Genomic DNA, 15,920 nt, shown 5'->3' on the forward strand with positions numbered 1-15,920 from the left:
GCGCCCCTCCACGCCGCCGAGGCTCAGTGGAAACCCTCACCGGGACGCACTTTACGCAGATGAAGCCTGGTCAAGGAGCGCAAATGCATCGCGGATTTCCGATACATCGTTTGGCCGGACCAGCCGCGCGACTTCGCGCCCGTTGTCCATGAAGATCAGCGTGGGCCAGAGCTTGACCCGAAATGACCGTCCCAGCGGCCGGCCGCTGCCGTCCTCGATCTTGAGGTGCCGCATGTCGGCGTGGTCCTTGAACGCCTCCGCTATCGCGGGCTGGGCGGCTTTGCAGTGACCGCACCAGTTGGTGCCGAACTCGATCACCGACGGGCCCGCAAAAGCATCGACATCCGCACGCGCCGGCGCGTCTGGTGTGTATTCGGTTGCCATCGCCATGAGTGTTGCTCCTTTTATCGGATCACAGACATTCTATTGGGCGGCGGGTTTGCGCGCTTGGCGTGGCTTTCTTGCGCGCGGGCGGTGGCCCGGCAAGTTTCTTGCTCCAGTGCTGCACCTCCTCGCCACGTCTGTACATGCCAGCTTCTTCCACGCGCCTGTCGTTCTCCAGCCAGCTAGCCTTCTTCTGGGCGCTTGTGGCAGTCATGTGCGCGCTGCTTTGCGCCCTCGTGCTGTTCATGGCCCAGGAAAACGCGGGACGGCGTATCGACATCGCTCGCGAGCGCAGTCTGGCCGGCTGCCAGGCGGTGGCGTCGCGCTACGATCTCTCCATCGACAGAACCGCCGGCGCCGATCATCTCGATCCGCACGCCGATCTGATGCACGCCATTCTCGATGTCGTGCTGGCGCAGATGTCCGGCGTGGAAGGCGGATTCTGGCGCAATGCAGGCACTGACCGGGGCGTGTTCGATGCGTATGCATTCCCGACCTACGAGGGCAGTGGCATCAAGCGCGATGTCCCCGACGCCGAAACGCCTTTGATCCTGCGTACGCTGCGCGCAGCGGCGATCAAACAAACGGCGCTGACGGATGTCGTCAGTGGTCAGCAAGGCGCGGTGATCGTGACGGCGTGTACGATCCCGCACCACCCGGCGCTGCTCGCATGGACGCTCACGCGCTCACAGCCGTCTCTCGGCGCCTGGGGACGCAGCCTGCTTGCGGGGCTGGCCGCGCTGCTTGCAATCATCGTCGGTAGCTCCATCGCTCTCGGTATGCGATTGCGTAGCTGGCGTGCGAACCTTGCTCACGTGGAGCGCAGCGTCGCGCAACATGCGGGAGCCGAACCGGATGGCTTGGCCATCATTGCCGAGCCGATCGGAAAGACGGGCGAGCCGGAGCTCGACCGCATCGTGGATGCATTCAACACGCACGCGGCGCGCACCGCCGCGTTGCGATCACAAGCGGCAGCGCTGAGCGCTCGCCTCGCGCAGGCGGAGCGCTTCTCCGCACTCGGCCGGCTTGCTGCGCAGATTGCGCACGAGATCCGCAATCCAGTCGGCGCAATGCGGCTCAAAGCAGAAAACGCTCTCGTCGGCGATGAAGATCGCAAGCAACGGGCGCTCGCGACGATCCTCGAGCAGATTCATCGGGTGGAGCAACAGCTTGTGGGCTTGCTGGCGCTCACTCAGCCGGTTCGCATCGACAATATGAACGTCCCGCTTCGGGCGTGGCTCGACGATCGAGTCGCGCTGCATCAGGAAGCGGCGGCACATGCGCAGGTCGCGCTTACCGTGGCGGAGGCACCGGCAGCGACGCCCGAGCACGCCGTTTTCGATCCCGTGCAACTCGCACGCGCGCTTGATAACCTCGTGCTGAACGCGATACGTCATACGCCGCCCGACGGCAGCGTGACGGTACAGGCAACGCGGACTCGCGACCTCCTGCGTTTCGAAGTGAACGACAACGGCCCTGGTGTGCCGCAAGACGATCGTGAAGAAATATTCGAACCGTTCGTCACGGGTCATGCCGCCGGTTCGGGACTGGGTCTGGCTGTGGTGCGCGAGATTGCAGCCGCGCATGGCGGCCGGGCGTTTTATGAAGCGCGCAGCACGGGCGCGTGTTTTGTCATCGAGATTCCATGGCGCACATCCTGATTGTCGACGACGATGGCGCCTTTCGCGAAAGCCTCGCCGAAACGCTCGCCGATATGAGCCACGAGACGCTCGAAGCGGCCAGCAAACGAGAAGCGCTCGCGTTGCTTGAAAGCATGGAGCCCATCGACTGCGTTTTCCTCGACCTGCGAATGCCCGACGGTGTTTCAAGAGACCCGAACGCCGGCGGCGGCCTGGAAGTGCTCGAAGAACTGCGCAACATGCCCGCACGCGCCGCCTTGCCGGTTGTCGTGCTCACTGCATTCGCCACCAGCGAGAACACTGTGCGCGCGATGCGCCTCGGCGCGTTCGACCACCTGACAAAGCCCATTGGCCGCGATCAGATCGCCGCGTTGCTGAAGAAGATCGAACTATCGCAATCGGGCTCGCGCGATGCGGCGCCGATCCAACCCAATGCTTCCTTGCTCCCCGATGAAGCCCGCGAAGCCCGCAGCGCTCCGCGCCTGCTCGGCTTCAGTGACGCGCTGCGCGATGTGCAGAAAAGCATCGGCCGAGCCGCCGCGACCGATGCCACCGTGCTGATCAATGGCGAAACCGGCACGGGCAAGGAAGTCGCCGCGCGCGTGCTGCATGATGCGTCCGACCGTCGGCAGGCGCCGTTCATTGCGGTGAACTGCGCGGCGATCCCCGCAGACCTGCTCGAAAGTGAACTCTTCGGGCATACCAAAGGCGCGTTTACGGGAGCGGTATCGGAGCGGCTCGGCCAGTTTGCGCGAGCGGACGGAGGCACACTTTTCCTCGATGAAATCGGCGACCTGCCGTGGCCTCTCCAGGCGAAACTTTTGCGCGTGCTCCAGGAACGCATCGTGACGCCGGTTGGAAGCAACGCGCAAGTCCGCATCGATGTACGGATCGTTGCCGCCACTCACCGCGACCTGCAGGCGGAGGTCGCAGCGCAGCGGTTTCGGGAAGACCTGTTTTATCGTCTGAACGTGATTCCCATTCATTTGCCGCCGCTGCGTGAGCGCCCCGCCGACATCGCTCCCCTTGCCGCGCATTTTCTTGCGATCGCAGCGACGGGCTCGACACGCCCAAAAACGCTCGGCGACGACGCTAAAAAACTGCTGCTGCAGCACGCGTGGCCCGGCAATGTCCGCGAACTGAAGAACGCGATGGAGCGCGTGTTCGCCCTGGCGCGCGGACCCGTGGTTGTAGCGAACGACCTCGCTTTTCTTTCCCGCACGCCAGGCTCCGGCGACACCACCAGCGGTTTGCCCGCGGGATGGCTCGACCTGCCGCTTCCCGATGCAGTGGAACAGCTCGAACGGCTTGCGATCGCCCACGCGCTTTCGATCACGTCAGGCAACCGCGCGGAAGCGGCACGACGGCTTGGCATCAGCCGGCAATCGCTCTACACGAAGCTCGCCGCTTACGGACTCGGATAAAGCGGATGCTGTCCAGATTAACGACATCGACTGTCATCAAACTGGACATCTATCAGCGGGGACCGCCTCAAAACCTTTGCTGGATGAGGCTTTCATGCATGGCATAGGGCTTGCAAAGTAAGGCTGCCACCACTCGCAGCTTTGCAGGAGCCAACATGAAAGCACTTACGATCGCAATTAAATCGGCCGGCCTTATGGCCATCATCACCGGCGCTGTTGCGTGCGCTGCACAGGCCGCACCGACGCCGCGTGACGTGGCGCCACCGCCGGTCATGGGCAACGCGCCGCCGCCAATGGATGCCACCGGGCCTATGGATAGCACGAGCGCGGCGAGCGTCACCACCGGCGTCATCAAGCAATACGTGATCAATCCGGAGGGCGACGTGGACGGCCTGCTTTTCAGCAACGATTCGCTTGTCCGCTTTCCGCCAAACATGGGTGCGAACGTCGCGGCAATCGCCGCTCCGGGTGACACCATTCGCGTGAGCGGCGTGCCCGAAGCGGAAGGTGCACTTCGCGCGAGAGAGATCACCAATACGCGCAACGGACAGTCGGCTGTCGAGCAACCGCCCGCTGGCAATGCTCAGCGCCTGCCGCCCTCGCTTCGTGGCGTGAGTCTCGTCAAACTCGATGCGCGCGGCCGCGTGCTGAAGGTGACGACCGCGCCGCGCGGCGAACCAGACGGCGTGCTGCTCGCCGATGGCACGGTCATCAAGCTGACGCCACCGGGCGCGCGTCAATTCCCTGCGTTGCTGCAACCGGGCGCGCTCGTTGCAGCGCACGGCTACGGCACCCGCAATCGTTTCGGGCAGTCGCTGCAGGCCACGTCCTTCGGCACCCCCGGCAATCTGACGCAGCTATACGGCCGCGCCGACTGATTCTTTTCAACTTCATAAAGGAGCACACATGCATTGGATAGATCCCGCCTGCCTGCCGGAAACGCGCGGCAAGGTCACGCAATTCCTGTTGAATCCGCACGGTGAACTCGACGGACTCGTACTGAATACCGCCGGCAGCACACTGCAAGTTCACTTCCCGCCGCATATGACGAAGCAGGTCATGAAGCACATTTCAGTGGGCAACGCCATTCGCGTACACGGCGTGAAACCGCGTGACGCGAATGTCATCGCGGCAGTATCGCTGACGAGTGCGCAAGGCGCGGAGCTCGTTGATGAAGGCCCGCAGCATCACGGTCCGAAGGCCCCGAAACCTGACGGCAAACCAATGGACGTTCAAGGCGAAGTGACCTTGTCGCTGTATGGCCCGAAGGGCGAGCTGCGCGGCGCGCTTCTCGACGACGGCACATCGCTGCGCATGCCGCCTCACGCCGCGGCCGAACTCGTGGACTATCTGAGCCCGGGCGCATGTGTTCAGGCATGGGGGAACGGCGTGAAGAACAAGTATGGCCGCACGATCGACGTCCATGACATCGCCAAGCTGGTCGATGCTGCCTGATCCCACGGCCGGAATCTTCTGAGTGGTCGCCGTCGTAATGGCGCAGGACTTGATGCGCGGGACCGGGCGGTTCGGTCTCGCGCAAGGTCTCACGGCGCCCGCGGTGCGTATTGGCGTCGCCGCTGCGCGTTGAGGCGTCGGCGGCTTGACGCTGGCCTTAGAACTGGCCGAACCCCGTCAATCCGATCAGGCTTCCCAGCGCCAGCAACCACAACGGATGCACCTTCGTCTTGAAAGACAGCACCGCGATCACCGCCGTGATGCCGCCAAGCACCCATTGCGAGTCCGACGCCTCCGCGATCAACGCGGCGCTCGCCGCAAGGAGACCTGCGGTCATCGGCACGAGGCCGAGTTGCACATATCGTCGCCACGGATGCAACCTGAAGCGCTCCCACGCGTGCATGGCCGCAATGGTCACGACGGACGAAGGCCCGAACTTCGCAATCGATGTCACGATCACGCCGGGCCATCCCGCGACGTGCCAGCCAATCAGTGTCACGATCATCATGTTCGGCCCCGGCGCAGCCTGGGCAAGCGCGAACATCGCGGAAAAATCCGCTTTCGACATCCACTGATGCACCTCGACGACTTGCCGCTGCATCTCGGGCAGGATGGAGTTGCCGCCGCCGAATGCGAGCAGCGAGAGCTGGCTGAAAATTGCGGCGAGGGAAGCGAGATCGTGGTTCATCGGTTCACCTCGCGATTCGTTCTGGATGCGATGAATATCGATATTGGCGTGAGCACGAGCATCACGGGCAGCAGCGGCAAGCGCAGCAATGCGATCGCCACGAACGCCAGCGCGGCGACGACTGCCATCGACACTTTCTTGCGCAAGGGCCACGCGACTCTTACGGCCATCGATACAAGCAGACCCGCCGCTGCAGCAGCCAGTCCGGCGAAAAGGTGGCGGATGTGTACGTCGTTATGCGTGCGCTGATAGAGCACGCCGAGCCCGATCACGATCAGAGATGGCCCGACCAGCAATCCGAGCAGCCCGGCAAGCGCGCCGGGCACGCCGCGAAATTTCATCCCGATCGCGGCCGACAAGTTGATCACGTTGCCGCCCGGCAGGAACTGGCAAAGGCCGAGCAGATCGGTGAATTCGTCGGCGTTGAGCCACTTGCGGCGCTCCACGATTTCGCGGCGTGCCAGCGGCAGCGCGCCACCGAACGCGGTCAGCCCGAGCGTCAGGAAGCCGATAAAGATATCCGCGACGGTCGGCGGCGCCGGCGGCTGTGCGTGAGCGTCTTCGTGCATTGATCGCAATGAGTGCTTTGGAAAAGCGAGAGAGGGTAACGCTTTGTTCGCGCGGATTCAAAGCGTTGACTGCGCCAGCGTATCGCTGTCCAGATCTTTAAGAGGGCTTCGCCGCGTTGCGATCCCGGCGGGATTCGTAAGCTTTCAGATGCGTATAGGCAGTCGAGAAGATCGGCGAATGTTGCTCTTGCTCCGCCACCTTGCCGCGCGCAATCAGGTCGCCCACCACGTGATCCGCTTCGATGCGCGCGCCGTTCTCGAGGTCGCGCAGCATCGAAGCGGTGATGCCGGACCCGGTTTCGGTGAGCATGGAGTGCGTGCGGGTCACAGCGGCTTCGCCCGGCGGGAAACCGTTTGCCGCGGCGATGGCGCGGGCTTCATCGAAAAGATCGAGCAACAGTTTCTGGCCGCCCGGCGCCGCGATGATATCGCCCACCGGCGCGCGCATCAGGCACGTGCCGGCTGCAAGCGTCGCGAGAAAGGTCCACTTTTCCCACATGGACTGGAGAACGTTCTGGCTTGCGAAGGCGTCGAATTGCGCGCCAGTCAGCTCGGCCGTGATCGCCTCGATGCGCGTCGAAGTTCCGCCCGCGCGCTCGCCAAACGTCAGGGAATGCAGCTTGTTCAGATGCACGACCGTGCCTTCGGCATCGAGCGTTACAGCCGCGACGCACTGGCCGCCCAGCACGCGGTCAGGGCCGAACTGTGTTTCGAGTACATCGAGATGATGCATGCCGTTGAGCAGCGGCAGGATGGCAGTGTTCGGGCCGACCGAGATTTTTATCGATTCGATGGCGCCGTCAAGATCGTAAGCCTTGCAACTAAGCACGATCAGGTCGAACGGTTCGTCCACGTCCTTGGCCAGTACGACGGGCGGATTCGGTATCGATAAATCGCCGTTCGGGCTGCGCAGGTTGAGGCCCGTTTGCGCAAGTTGCGCAGCGCGCCGTTCACGTACGAGGAACGTCACGTTCCTTCCGGCGTTAAGCAGCCGTCCGCCGAAATAACCGCCGATTGCGCCTGCGCCCACCACCAGAATCCGCATGTGCTCCTCCTTAATAGTCTGATTTTTTGCGCGTGGATTTTCATGTGACCGCGCGCCGCTCCTGATCATGCCGCTCAAGCCTGCCAGACGCCATAACCCGCTTCCCGCAAGCCAATAGCAAGTTCCACTTCCATCTCCCGAGCGCCTTCGTACGGCATCGGGTTATACAACTCGTACAGTTGCGGCAACAAGCGCAAGCCGAAATCGCGCACATAACGGTTCGACTGGATGCCGGCCTTGTGTTTATCGAAACGAACGTCAGGGTCGATACCCGTCATGCCCACATATACAAAAGGCTTGCCCAGCACGTAATCCGGGTTGGCGCGCCGGAAACGCGCTTCGTTCCAGACCGTATCGGCGAGTTCGATCACGTAGACGTGGTAATGGTGAATCTTCCTTCGAAGCGCCATGCATTTGCCTTGTTGCGCTTATTCCGCGCGCAGATCGGTCCTGGAACGGGCTGGGGACGCTTATTTTAGACCGGCGTTGAACGAGGCGCTTATCGCGCGTGCTTTCGAGGGCACTTTTTTTACCCGTCAAACGCTGGCGCACAGTGCCTGTGCGGACCGCCCGTCCACACCCCATGTCTGCCAGTTGCGTGTCAAAGTGGTAATCTCGCTCGGTCTGCGCGTGCTGCGCGGCGTTCGGCAGGCGGCGGGCCCAGTGCCCCGGCGCTCCCCACATGGTGGCGCAGAAGTCCGGCCGGAACGCCTCGCGGGCACCGCCCCCATTGACACAAACGCATCCGCAGCGTGCGCGGCCACGAACCGCAAACGCTCCGGTCATTCGGAGAGAAACATGACCAAACAAGCAATCGGCGTTGTCGGCCTCGCCGTCATGGGACGCAATCTGGCATTGAATATCGAGAGCCGCGGGCACGCGGTATCGGTCTACAACCGCAGCCGCGAAAAAACCGATGACCTGATGGCCGAGCATCCCGACAAGAAGCTCGTGCCGTCTTACACGCTGGAAGAATTCGTCGAGTCGCTGGAAAAACCGCGCCGCATCCTGCTGATGGTGAAGGCCGGCCAGGGCACGGATGCGACGATCGATTCGCTGCGCCCGCTGCTTGAAAAAGGCGACATTCTGATCGACGGCGGCAACACCCATTTCACCGATACCATCCGCCGCAATACGGACCTCGCGAAGTCGGGCCTGCATTTCATCGGCACGGGTGTATCGGGCGGTGAGGAAGGCGCGCTCAAGGGTCCCTCGATCATGCCGGGCGGCCAGAAGGAAGCCTATGATCTCGTCGCCCCGATCCTGACCGAAATCGCCGCAAAGGCGCCGGACGGCGAGCCGTGCGTGGCTTACATGGGCCCGGACGGCGCGGGACATTACGTGAAGATGGTTCACAACGGCATCGAATACGGCGACATGCAGTTGATCGCCGAAAGCTACGACGTGCTCAAGCGCGTGGCGGGTTTGTCGAACAAGGAATTGGGCGACGTTTATGTCGAGTGGAACAAGGGTGAACTGGATAGTTACCTGATCGAGATCACGTCGAAGATCTTCGCGAAGAAGGACGAAGAGACCGGCAAGGATCTCGTCGATGTCATCCTCGATCGCGCCGCGCAAAAAGGCACGGGCAAGTGGACGAGCCAGAACGCGCTCGATCTGGGCGCGCCGCTGCCGCTGATCACGGAAGCCGTGTTTGCGCGCGTGCTGTCGTCGCTGAAGGACCAGCGCGTGGAAGCGAGCAAGCAGTTGAAGGGCCCTTCGCCCAAGTTCGATGGCGATCGCGATGCGTTCGTGGAATCCGTGCGGCGCGCGTTGTTCCTCAGCAAGATCGTTTCGTATGCACAGGGTTTTGCGCAGCTGCGCGCGGCATCGGAAGAATACAAATGGGATCTGCAGTACGGTCAGATCGCGAAGATCTTCCGGGCTGGTTGCATCATCCGCGCAGGGTTCCTGCAGAAGATCACGGATGCCTACAAGACCAACGCCGATTTGCATAACCTGCTGCTCGATCCGTACTTCAGCGATATCGCCGCGAAGTATCAGGACGCGCTGCGCGACGTCGTGGTCGCCGCGGTGAAGGCAGGCGTGCCGGTGCCGGCGTTTTCATCGGCAGTCGCGTATTACGACAGCTATCGCTCGGAGACGCTGCCGGCGAATCTGGTGCAGGCACAACGTGACTTCTTCGGCGCGCATACCTTCGAGCGTGTGGACAAGAAGGGCAGCTTCCACGCTGACTGGTCGTAAGAGCCTCTCAAATAGCTGATCGATGCAGTGCAAACGCCGACGCAAACGCGTCGGCGTTTTGTTTTGCAGCCGCACAGATTTGCCAAATTTTGTCGCGGTGAAATTTTCATCAGGCGATATTTTTCAGTTGTCGCTAGCATCTCCTGTTGATGGAAACATTACCGGGGGGATCATGGCCACTGCACTTTCAGTATTAAACAGGGAATCGGAGCTGAGCTACGCTTATCTTCATGCGATCGCTTCGCACGCAGGGGTCAACTGCAAGATCAGCAACCGGCACGACGACAACGCCGGCATCGACGCCATGCTCACGGGCTGGGAACCATTCCCGAACGGCGGCCCGTTGACCGAAGTCGACGTCAAGGTCCAGTTGAAGGCAACGGTCAAGACACCGTTCGACGACGGTGAATCGCTCTCCTACTTCCTCTCCGGGACGCAACAGTAAGACGCCCTGCGCCGGGAGACGCACGCGTCGCCGCGAATACTCGCCGTACTGTTCCTCCCTCCCAACGCCGAGGACTGGCTGGAGCACTCAGAGGAGCAACTCGTGCTGCGAAAATGCGCGTACTGGGTCAGTCTGCGCGGCGCCCCGCCCACGGACAACACAGCAGGCGTCACTGTGAAGATCCCGAAGAGCCAGACGTTCGACGGAGCCGGTCTCATGCAGCTCATGGCAAGCATCTCGCGGCGCGAAATTCCTGCTTATCGAAACCTTTCTGACCAGGTGCCACATGACGCTTAGCACGCTATCTCCTTCAGGCCTGCGCGATTTCGTTCAATCGCTCGGGTGGAAATTGCTGCCTGATGGCATGGTGGATGGACTGTACGTGTTCCATCATGATTGCGCACCGCGTCGCCAGATTGTCATTCCAATGGATCAGCACGCGCTGGACTACGCGGAGGCATGCGAGCTCGCCATGTCAAAGCTCGCTGACCTGCAGGGTATGAAGCTCACAAAGCTGATTCAGCTTGCCGCGATCTCCCGTGACGATTCCATGTATTACCGGGTGACCGGGCGCGGTGCGTTCAACGAAGGCCTGCCCTTGTCGTTTGCGGCGTCGTTGCTGCTTGGCGCGGAGCAGGTTCTGCTTGCTTCGGCTTGCACGGTGTTGCGGCCGCAGGCTCATCATCCGCGTCCGCACAGAAGCGAAGCCACACAGCTTGCCAGTCATGCACGGTTCGGCCACACGGAGCGCGGCAGCTTCGTCGTGCGCGTTTCGTGCCCTGTCGATGCCATGGAAACGCCAGCCGCGCTTGCGCTCGCCAACACCAACGAATCATTTGTGCGCATGACCATGCTGAGCGCCCGTCGCGGCGTGCGCGATCTGGTTGACGCCATCGAGACAGACACGCTTACCCGCTTCGTCGACTCGCAAAAAGACGCGCGCTCGCCCGTTGTTTCTTCCAATCTGTGCGAAGCACTGACGCGTATGCATGATGAAGAAATGCAGAACAGCATCGACCTGTCGTTTCGTTGGGCAACAACCGTGGCACTACCCCAGGAGATCGCCGCGGCCGCAAGCATACGAATCGAGAGCGCTCACTTTGGGCGTATCGACGAGGTTCGCCGCGAGTTGCGTGCGGTCGAGCATGACCGCGACGACGTATTCATTGGGACAGTCGAGCATCTGAATGGGCAATTCGATCTTGAAGGCAACCGGGCGGGCGAGGTCGTCGTCGGATTGCTCCAGCATGACAAGGGAACTATCAAGGCGCGCGTTGTGCTCAATCACGATCAATATGCAAGCGCGGTTGCCGCGCATCTGGACGATCGGACTTTCGTCCGCATCGCAGGGCGGCTGCGTCCCGGGCGACAACCGCGTACGCTGGTCGACGTCACCAGCTTCACCTTGATCGGTCCGGAGTGACAAAGAGCAAGAGCGCAAGAGCGGGGCGGGGCGCAGGAAATCTACCGGCGAATCCCCAGCACCTCCCGTAAAGCCTCACCGTTCGCGCCACTTCCTGCGAAGTCATCGAAGGCACGATCTCCCACGCGAATAATATGATCGCGGACAAAGGTGGCGCCTTCGCTTGCGCCATCCTCGGGATGTTTCAACGCGCATTCCCATTCGAGCACCGCCCAACCAGGGAAATCGTATTGCGCCATCTTCGAGAAAATTGCGCTGAAGTCGATCTGTCCGTCGCCGAGAGAACGGAAGCGGCCCGCGCGGTCCACCCAGCCCGAGTAACCGCCGTACACGCCCTGTCGTCCGTTTGGCCGGAACTCCGCATCTTTCACGTGAAAGGCCTTGATGCGTTCGTGATAGATATCGATGAACTGTAGGTAATCCAGTTGTTGCAGCAGGAAGTGGCTGGGATCGAAGAGAATGTTGGCACGTGGGTGATGATCTACCGCATCCAGAAACCGGTCGAAGGTTACGCCGTCGTGCAGGTCTTCGCCCGGGTGCAACTCGTAGCACACGTCCACGCCAGCCTGATCGAAAGCGTCGAGCAAGGGACGCCACCGCTTGGAAAGCTCGCCGAACGCTGTCTCGATCAAACCCGGCGGACGCTGCGGCCACGGATACAAATACGGCCAGGCCAGCGCGCCCGAAAACGTCACGTGCGCGCTCAGGCCCAAGCGCCTGGACGCGGCCGCTGCGAATCCAACCTGTTCGATGGCCCATGCCGTGCGGGCCTCCGGATTCCCGCGAACGTGCTTGGCTGCGAAGCCATCGAAGAGTGTGTCGTACGCGGGATGAACCGCCACGAGTTGCCCCTGCAGATGCGTCGACAGCTCCGTAATGCACACGCCCGCATCCTCTACGATCCGGCGCAGATCGTCGCAATAGGCATCGCTTTTGGCCGCCTGTTCGAGATCGATCAGCCGCGGATCGCACGGAACCTGAATACCTTCGTAGCCCAGCCCCTTCGCCCAGCCTGCAAGGTGCGCGAGGTTGTCGAAGGGCAGTTCATCGCCGAGAAACTGCGCCAGAAAAATGGCCGGGCCCTTGATGGTTTTCATGATCGTCGATCCACGAACGTGTGCTCAGCTAGGATAAAACTCAGAACGGCGAGTTCGGATAATAGAACTGCTTGGCGTTTTCCTTCGTGATCAGCACCGAAGGAATGATGGTCGTGGCGGGCAGTTTTTCGCCCTTCAGGCGCGCTTCGGCTGTGAGCTTGATCGCGTCGTAGATGAACTTCGGCGAGTACGACACGTCGGCCTGCACCCGCTTGTCGCCATCCATGATCCGCTTGACCGCTTCCTTCGACCCCGCCCCGCCGAACACTTCCTTGATGTCCGTGCGCTTCGCCTGGTCGATGGCCTTCAGCACGCCGATCATCATGTCGTCGTCAGCGGCCCAGACTGCATCGATATGCTTGAAACGCGTGAGGTAGTCCTGCATCACCTTGAATGCGTCGTCGCGATTCCAGTTGGCGTATTTGGCATCGAGCACCTTCATGTCGGGATGCTGCTTGATCACAGATTCGAACGCGGTCCAGCGTTCGTTGTCGAGCGTGGTCGGGATGCCGCGCAGCGCGACAATGTCGCCCTTGCCATCCAGCGTCTTCGCCAGATACTCGGCCGGCAGCTTGCCGAAGGCCGTGTTGTCGCCGGCCACGTAGGCGTCTTGCGCGCTTGTGTCGGTCAGGCCGCGATCCACCACCGTCACATACACACCCTTCTTCTTGACCTGCGCGACCGGCTGCGTCAACGAAGCCGACTCAAACGGGAAGATCACCAGCGCGTTAATTTTGTTGACCGTCACGAGATCTTGCAACTGGTTCGCCTGTTCAGGCGCGCCACCCGCCGTTTTGACGATGATCTTCAGATCCGGATGCGCCGCCTCCAGTTCCTTTTTTGCTTCATTGGCCCACCACACGATACCGCCGGTAAAGCCATGCGTGGCGGTCGGGATGGCGACGCCGAGCGTGACTTTATCGGCCGCGATGGCCGAGACGGCGCTCGCCGCGAGCGTCAGTGCGCCGAGTGCGCGAAGAATGTTTTTCATTGCTGTGTCTCCATTGTCATGACAGGCGCCTGATAGATTTCAGGGCACGGTTCGAACAGACTTCAACGACGTCCACGCTGTAAAAACGCTACGAAGATGATCACGGCGCCCTGCACTGCCGCGTTGAGATACACACTGATGATGCTGGTGAGATTCAAGATGTTTGCGATCACGGACAAGAGGATCGCGCCGATCACGGTCCCGATCACGCGCCCTTCGCCACCTCTGAGCGCCGTGCCGCCGACCACCACGGCCGCGATCGCCTCAAGCTCCCACAGCAGGCCGGTGGTCGGCGTGGCCGACCCGAGGCGCGGCACGTACAGTACGGTCGCCACGCCCACGCAAAGACCGAGCAGCACATAGGTGACGATCTTCACGCTGTCCACGCGAATGGCGGCGTATCGCGCGACCTGTTCGTTCGATCCGATTGCCTGGACATGCCGGCCGAAGACGGTGCGGTTCAGCACGATCACGCCGCCCGCAGCGACGATCAGGAACACCCATATGGGCACCGGGATGCCAAACAGACTTGCGTAATACACGGGGCCGTATAAATCGGACAAGGTGTTGTCGAGTGTGAGCGCGCCGCCATCCGCGAGCCATGTCAGCACGGCGCGAAAAATTCCGAGCGTTCCCAGCGTCACGATGAACGGTTCTATACGTCCCTTGGTCACAAGCAAACCATGCGCCAAACCGAAAAGACCCCCTAGAACAAGGGCTAGAACAATTCCTAAGGCAATGATGGTCAGCGGCGCAAAGCTGTGGCCGCCCACGCCGTGAGCGAGCGTGTTCATCGTCCAGATCATGCTGCCGGCGATCAGCGCGGCCATCGATCCAACCGACAAATCGATACCGCCCGAGATGATCACGAACGTCATGCCCACCGCAATGATGCCAATGAACGATGTCCGCGTGAGAACGTTCATGGCGTTGTCGAAGGTGGCGAAATCGGGATTGAGCAGCGTCCCGCCCACGCACAGCGCGATCAGCCCGAGCAACGGCCCGACGCCGTGCAGCCGCCGCGCGAGTCCGCCGAGGCGGCTGCGTTTCGATACTTCAACGCCTTCAGTGTGTGCCGGTCGCATGCGCGATCAACCTCTCTTCGGTGAGACGTTCGGAGCCGAGCGTCGCGACGAGCTGGCCGCCGCGCATCACCGCCACGCGATGACACAGGCCGATCAGCTCGATCAGTTCGGATGAAATGACGATCACCGCGCGCCCTTCGGCGGCGAGCGCGTGGATGAGGAAATAGATATCGCGTTTTGCGCCGACATCGACACCGCGCGTGGGTTCATCGAGCACGACTACGCGCGGATCGGGATGCAGGAATTTCGCCAGCGCAAGTTTTTGCTGATTGCCGCCCGACAACATGCGCGCGCGGCTCGCAAGATTGCCCGTGCGGATACCGAAGTCCTGTACGGCTTTTTTGAGCGCATCGCGTTCGGCGCGGCCATCGAGCAGCGGATGCGCGTAGCGTTCGAGCGTCATCATGGTGAGGTTGTCCTTGAGCGCCATGTCGACGTGCAGGCCGCGGCCCTTGCGGTCTTCGCTCAAGTACGTGATGCCGTTTTTCATGGCTGCGCGCGGGTTGCGCGGATTGATCTGGACGCCTTCCAGTTCCATGCGTCCCGCGGTCAAACCCCGCAAACCGATGAGTCCTTCGAACAGTTCCGTACGCCCCGCGCCCACGAGTCCCGCAAAGCCGAACACCTCGCCCGCGCGCACCGAGAAGCTGACGTTCTCCGCCCAGCCGGGAACGAAGGCGTTATCGACCTTGAACGCAATGGGCGCATCCGTTGCAAGCGGCGGTTTGTCGGGGAACATGTCCGATACCTCGCGCCCGACCATCTGGTTCGCCATCTGCTGGCGCGATGTTTCGGCCGTCGGGCTGCGCGTGACGAAGCGGCCGTCGCGCATCACGATCACTTCATCTGTCACGCGCTCCACTTCGTCGAGCTTGTGCGAGATATAGACGATCGTCACGCCGTCCTCTTTAAGCCGCGCCATCAATGCAAAGAGGCGCTGCGTTTCCGAGGGCGTGAGCGTCGCGGTCGGCTCGTCCATGATCAGGAGACGTGCATCGCGCAGCATGGCTTTCGCGATTTCGACGAGCTGCTTTTCAGCGACGATCAGATCGCGCACGCGCGTGTCCGGATGCTGGTGCAGGCCGACATCGGCGAGACGCGCGCGGGCGGCCTCACGCATGGTGGGTTCATCGAGGAAAAAGCCGCGCCGCTTCTCATGGCCGAGAAACATGTTCTGCACGATGCTCAGATGATCCGCGAGATTGAGCTCCTGATGGATCAGCACGATACCTGCGGCTTCGGCGTCGCGGGAACTGTCGAACGACTGGACGACACCGTTGATCGACAGCGTGCCCGTGGTCGGACGTTCGTAGCCAGCGAGAATTTTCATGAGGGTCGACTTGCCCGCACCGTTTTCGCCGAGTAGACCATAGACGCGGCCGGGCGCGAGATCGAACGTGACGCCGTGCAGCACGCGCACGGGTCCGAACTGCTTGGCGATGTTATCGAAGCCGACAGCCAGGCTCATG

Annotated in this window: 18 protein-coding genes; 8 read left to right on the forward strand and 10 right to left on the reverse strand. The window is 61.8% G+C overall.

Features of this window, described 5'->3' with window-relative positions; translation table 11 throughout:
• Positions 1–51: 51 nt before the first annotated feature.
• Positions 52–390 carry a thioredoxin family protein gene (locus AXG89_RS18755; protein WP_062171556.1) on the reverse strand — a complete coding sequence of 113 codons (339 nt, stop codon included), beginning with the start codon at positions 388–390 and terminating at the stop codon, positions 52–54.
• Positions 391–412: 22 nt separating this feature from the next.
• Complete coding sequence (locus tag AXG89_RS42200) at positions 413–598, reverse strand: hypothetical protein (protein ID WP_162916077.1); 186 nt, start codon at positions 596–598, stop codon at positions 413–415.
• Between AXG89_RS42200 and AXG89_RS18760 the strand changes: the two genes are divergently transcribed.
• The 4 genes from AXG89_RS18760 to AXG89_RS18775 all read left to right on the forward strand — a co-directional run bounded on the left by AXG89_RS18760 (position 597) and on the right by AXG89_RS18775 (position 4,903).
• The gene (locus AXG89_RS18760) at positions 597–2,045 is read left to right on the forward strand and encodes a sensor histidine kinase (RefSeq protein ID WP_236873468.1); all 1,449 of its coding nucleotides are present in this window, start codon (positions 597–599) and stop codon (positions 2,043–2,045) included. The genes AXG89_RS42200 and AXG89_RS18760 overlap by 2 nt on opposite strands.
• Entirely contained in the window at positions 2,030–3,448 is a 1,419-nt protein-coding gene (locus tag AXG89_RS18765; RefSeq protein ID WP_062171561.1) for a sigma-54-dependent transcriptional regulator, read from the forward strand. The genes AXG89_RS18760 and AXG89_RS18765 overlap by 16 nt, the downstream gene beginning before the upstream one ends.
• 155 nt (positions 3,449–3,603) lie before the next feature.
• Positions 3,604–4,326: a hypothetical protein gene (locus AXG89_RS18770; protein WP_069638394.1), complete on the forward strand. Its 723-nt coding sequence runs from the start codon at positions 3,604–3,606 to the stop codon at positions 4,324–4,326.
• A 28-nt stretch (positions 4,327–4,354) separates the two neighbouring features.
• A complete protein-coding gene (locus tag AXG89_RS18775; protein ID WP_062171563.1) occupies positions 4,355–4,903 on the forward strand; it encodes a hypothetical protein in 549 nt (182 codons plus the stop codon).
• 157 nt (positions 4,904–5,060) lie between these two features.
• On the opposite strand, the gene AXG89_RS18780 is transcribed toward AXG89_RS18775, so the two are convergent.
• The 4 genes from AXG89_RS18780 to AXG89_RS18795 all read right to left on the reverse strand — a co-directional run bounded on the left by AXG89_RS18780 (position 5,061) and on the right by AXG89_RS18795 (position 7,615).
• Positions 5,061–5,591, reverse strand: coding sequence for a chromate transporter (locus tag AXG89_RS18780; RefSeq protein ID WP_062003361.1), 531 nt, complete (start codon positions 5,589–5,591; stop codon positions 5,061–5,063).
• Positions 5,588–6,160 carry a chromate transporter gene (locus tag AXG89_RS18785; protein WP_062171565.1) on the reverse strand — a complete coding sequence of 191 codons (573 nt, stop codon included), beginning with the start codon at positions 6,158–6,160 and terminating at the stop codon, positions 5,588–5,590. Before AXG89_RS18785 ends, AXG89_RS18780 begins: the two co-directional genes overlap by 4 nt.
• A 97-nt stretch (positions 6,161–6,257) precedes the next feature.
• Positions 6,258–7,205, reverse strand: a complete 948-nt coding sequence (gene panE / locus AXG89_RS18790; protein WP_062171567.1) for a 2-dehydropantoate 2-reductase — start codon at positions 7,203–7,205, stop codon at positions 6,258–6,260.
• A gap of 74 nt (positions 7,206–7,279) precedes the next feature.
• On the reverse strand, positions 7,280–7,615 hold the full coding sequence (locus tag AXG89_RS18795; protein ID WP_062171569.1) for a hypothetical protein: 336 nt from the start codon (positions 7,613–7,615) through the stop codon (positions 7,280–7,282).
• Between the two features lie 388 nt (positions 7,616–8,003).
• Here AXG89_RS18795 and gndA point away from each other — a divergent pair, with 388 nt between their 5' ends.
• From gndA to AXG89_RS18815, 4 genes are all read left to right on the forward strand, one after another.
• Positions 8,004–9,410, forward strand: coding sequence for an NADP-dependent phosphogluconate dehydrogenase (gndA, locus tag AXG89_RS18800; RefSeq protein ID WP_062172588.1), 1,407 nt, complete (start codon positions 8,004–8,006; stop codon positions 9,408–9,410).
• 172 nt (positions 9,411–9,582) lie between these two features.
• Positions 9,583–9,855 (forward strand): DUF4365 domain-containing protein, encoded by a 273-nt coding sequence (locus AXG89_RS42205; RefSeq protein ID WP_062171571.1) that lies wholly within the window; start codon positions 9,583–9,585, stop codon positions 9,853–9,855.
• A 78-nt stretch (positions 9,856–9,933) separates the two neighbouring features.
• On the forward strand, positions 9,934–10,152 hold the full coding sequence (locus AXG89_RS18810; RefSeq protein ID WP_236873474.1) for a DUF4365 domain-containing protein: 219 nt from the start codon (positions 9,934–9,936) through the stop codon (positions 10,150–10,152).
• Positions 10,142–11,278, forward strand: a complete 1,137-nt coding sequence (locus AXG89_RS18815) for a hypothetical protein (RefSeq protein ID WP_062171575.1) — start codon at positions 10,142–10,144, stop codon at positions 11,276–11,278. Before AXG89_RS18810 ends, AXG89_RS18815 begins: the two co-directional genes overlap by 11 nt.
• Before the next feature lie 41 nt (positions 11,279–11,319).
• On the opposite strand, the gene AXG89_RS18820 is transcribed toward AXG89_RS18815, so the two are convergent.
• The 4 genes from AXG89_RS18820 to AXG89_RS18835 all read right to left on the reverse strand — a co-directional run bounded on the left by AXG89_RS18820 (position 11,320) and on the right by AXG89_RS18835 (position 15,919).
• Positions 11,320–12,375 carry a sugar phosphate isomerase/epimerase family protein gene (locus AXG89_RS18820; protein ID WP_062171576.1) on the reverse strand — a complete coding sequence of 352 codons (1,056 nt, stop codon included), beginning with the start codon at positions 12,373–12,375 and terminating at the stop codon, positions 11,320–11,322.
• A gap of 40 nt (positions 12,376–12,415) precedes the next feature.
• On the reverse strand, positions 12,416–13,366 hold the full coding sequence (locus AXG89_RS18825; RefSeq protein ID WP_062171577.1) for a substrate-binding domain-containing protein: 951 nt from the start codon (positions 13,364–13,366) through the stop codon (positions 12,416–12,418).
• Between the two features lie 62 nt (positions 13,367–13,428).
• Positions 13,429–14,451, reverse strand: coding sequence for an ABC transporter permease (locus tag AXG89_RS18830; RefSeq protein WP_062171578.1), 1,023 nt, complete (start codon positions 14,449–14,451; stop codon positions 13,429–13,431).
• On the reverse strand, positions 14,432–15,919 hold the full coding sequence (locus AXG89_RS18835) for a sugar ABC transporter ATP-binding protein (protein ID WP_062171579.1): 1,488 nt from the start codon (positions 15,917–15,919) through the stop codon (positions 14,432–14,434). The genes AXG89_RS18830 and AXG89_RS18835 overlap by 20 nt, the downstream gene beginning before the upstream one ends.
• Position 15,920: the final 1 nt, after the last annotated feature.

The sequence above is a fragment of the Burkholderia sp. PAMC 26561 genome (assembly GCF_001557535.2).
GTDB lineage: Bacteria > Pseudomonadota > Gammaproteobacteria > Burkholderiales > Burkholderiaceae > Caballeronia.